This window comes from Arthrobacter sp. Bz4, assembly GCF_003075455.1.
GTDB lineage: Bacteria > Actinomycetota > Actinomycetes > Actinomycetales > Micrococcaceae > Arthrobacter_D.
In genome coordinates this window covers 1-2,337 of the sequence record NZ_QDAE01000058.1, presented here as the reverse complement: position 1 = coordinate 2,337, position 2,337 = coordinate 1, and the positions used below count along the sequence as shown (strand labels likewise).

General features: G+C 61.2%; 2 protein-coding genes and 1 pseudogene. 1 reads left to right on the top strand and 2 read right to left on the bottom strand.

Annotated features, from left to right (window positions below):
- Nucleotides 1-84: 84 nt before the first annotated feature.
- On the bottom strand, nucleotides 85-513 hold the full coding sequence (locus tag DDA93_RS15990) for a hypothetical protein (protein WP_024477293.1): 429 nt from the start codon (nucleotides 511-513) through the stop codon (nucleotides 85-87).
- A gap of 362 nt (nucleotides 514-875) precedes the next feature.
- Nucleotides 876-2,077: pseudogene (locus DDA93_RS15985) on the bottom strand (IS110 family transposase).
- Between DDA93_RS15985 and DDA93_RS16550 the strand changes: the two are divergent.
- On the top strand, nucleotides 2,036-2,337 hold a 302-nt coding region (locus DDA93_RS16550; protein ID WP_207771375.1), incomplete at its 3' end, for a hypothetical protein. The pseudogene DDA93_RS15985 and the gene DDA93_RS16550 overlap by 42 nt on opposite strands.

The window sequence follows — 2,337 nt, the reverse complement described above, 5'->3', positions numbered from 1 at the left end:
GAATCTCAATGATGTTGTCAACGAATTATTTGGGTTGCTTCTCCGGTGTCCTGGCCCGCTCGGGGCCAGGACACCGGAGGGCCTCTAGCCCGTCCAGCCCAGGTATGGCCTGCGGTCTGCGTCCGGCAGTTCGCCTGCCGTTGCGGGCAGGACCTTAGGGCCGTCGGACTGTCCCATCAGCCAGTGGAAGAACACTTCGGACGTGAGCGCTTCGAAGCACGCGGCCTGACTGCGGAACCAGTGCTCGTGCGTGTCGCCCTCAACGTAGGTTCCGTAACCGAAAAGTTCCTCGGAATCGTCGCGGGCGCGGGCCACGGCGAAGACGATCAGCGGCCAGGCTCCGGCATCCCATCCCTCAGATCCCCAGTTCGGCAGGGCTGACCAGCCGGAATCTTCGAGGGTTTCCATCCAGTCATACCCATCCCCCATCCGATCATCGGCGGGAAGTCCGGGGACGGTGACGGTTTCGTCGGTATCGGTGGTGTTCGTACGGGTCATTATTCCAACGCTCATGCGGTCGCTCCTCTAGTTCACAGGGCGGGAAACGTTCAGTGACCAGCACCCGTTCCCTCTTCCCCACCATGTTTTTTGCCTGCTGGCGGAGCTTGCGGAGCTGTGTCCGACGGAGGCGGTGCCAACCTGTTAGGGCAAGCGGTCGGGAGTTGGTGAGGAAATAAGCGACGTAGGAGCGCCGAGGCGAGTCACGCCCGCGCCGCCGGCCACAGGCCGGTTGAACAGCCGGAGCGGGCACGTAGAATCCAACGGACAGCAGCAAAAAAATGAAAGACAATGCTTCTACTGCCCGAGCGACAGCGAGGACCTTCCTGATCCGGGAAACGCCCCAAACGTTTCTGTCATGGCCGCGACGGCGTTTCCTAGGCGGGCGACGGACTGGGGTTTCCTGGCGGCTCGTAGGCGGTTCCATCGCGGAGCATAGCCCACAGGACGTTGAGCCGGCGTCTGGCCAGGGAAAGCACGGACTGAACGTGAGTCTTGCCTTCTGCACGTTTGCGGTCGTAGTAAGTCCTGGACGCGGTCGAACTTCGCAGACTCGACATAGCCGCCATGTAACAGGCCCGAAGAAGACGCCGGTCATATCGCCTCGGTCTGTGGTGGTTGCCCCGTATCCGACCGGAATCTTTCGGCGCCGGCGCGAGACCCGCGACTCCGGCAAGCCGGTCGACGCTTTCGAAAACGGACAGATCACCGCCTATAGCGCCAAGGAATTCCGCTCCGAGCAGGGGTCCGAAGCCTGGCATGCTGAGCATGATCTCTGCCTGGTGGTGTTCGCGGAAGCGCTCGGCTATCAGCGTGTCCAAGGCGTCGATCTGGTTCTGAATATCCAGGACTTCCTGCGCGAGCTCGGCGACCATCGGCGCACCGATCCGCTGGGCGGCAACGGTGGTGTACTGGGATTTCGCGGCCGTTACGGCCCTTTCTGACACATCGGCGCTGCTGCGGGCGCCCTGGCTACTAAGCCAGGCGTGAAGGCGTTTCTGTCCGAGCCGACGCAGCGCATCGGGGGTCTGGTATCTCGTGAGCAGCAACAGCCCGGCCTTGGATCTGCTGTAGTCAAAGGCCTGTTCGAGGGCGGGAAAGTATTCCAACAACTGTGCACGCAAGCGGTTGATCGCGCGAGTGCGGTCGCAGGCCTTGTCCGTGCGGCGGGCGGTAAGGATCCGCAGATCCACGCTGATGTCATCCCCGGTACGAACCGGTTGCAGATCCCGACGCATCCGGGCCTGGTCAGCGATCACCGCGGCATCCTTCGCATCGGTCTTGCCGTCCCCACGGTAAGTCCTAGAAGCGTGATGTACCGTGCGTCCTGGAATGTAGAGCACGTGCTGGTCATGGGCTACAAGCAGTGCGATCAGCAGTGCAGCCCCACCGTGGTTCAGATCCACGCCCAAACCACCTCTCCCCCACTATCAAGCGCCGCGACGCTTCCCATCAAATCCAGCAGATCTGTCTCGTCATTGGCCACCCTCTGAGAGAACAAACGGGCTCCCTCAGCGTCAATGACCACGCAGTGGTGATGGGTTTTGCCGGCGTCTATCCCGGCCCACAGTTGCGACAAAGCGCTCTCCCTTCATCGTTCGAATATGAAGCCCAGCAGATAACCTCGCCGTCGTGTCCTTATCCAGCGATCATCTTCTTGTCGCGTCTCTCAATCAGCGGTCGGGCCATCGTCGAAGCAACAGGCGGCCAATCCTTCGAAGCCGTGACAACCGTCCGGCACAGCAGCAAAAGCCATACCCATCACCCCTGGGTAGCCAAGACACTACAACTGCCCTGCAAACTACCTGCTCAACAACATAAGGACAGCAGCAAAAAAGA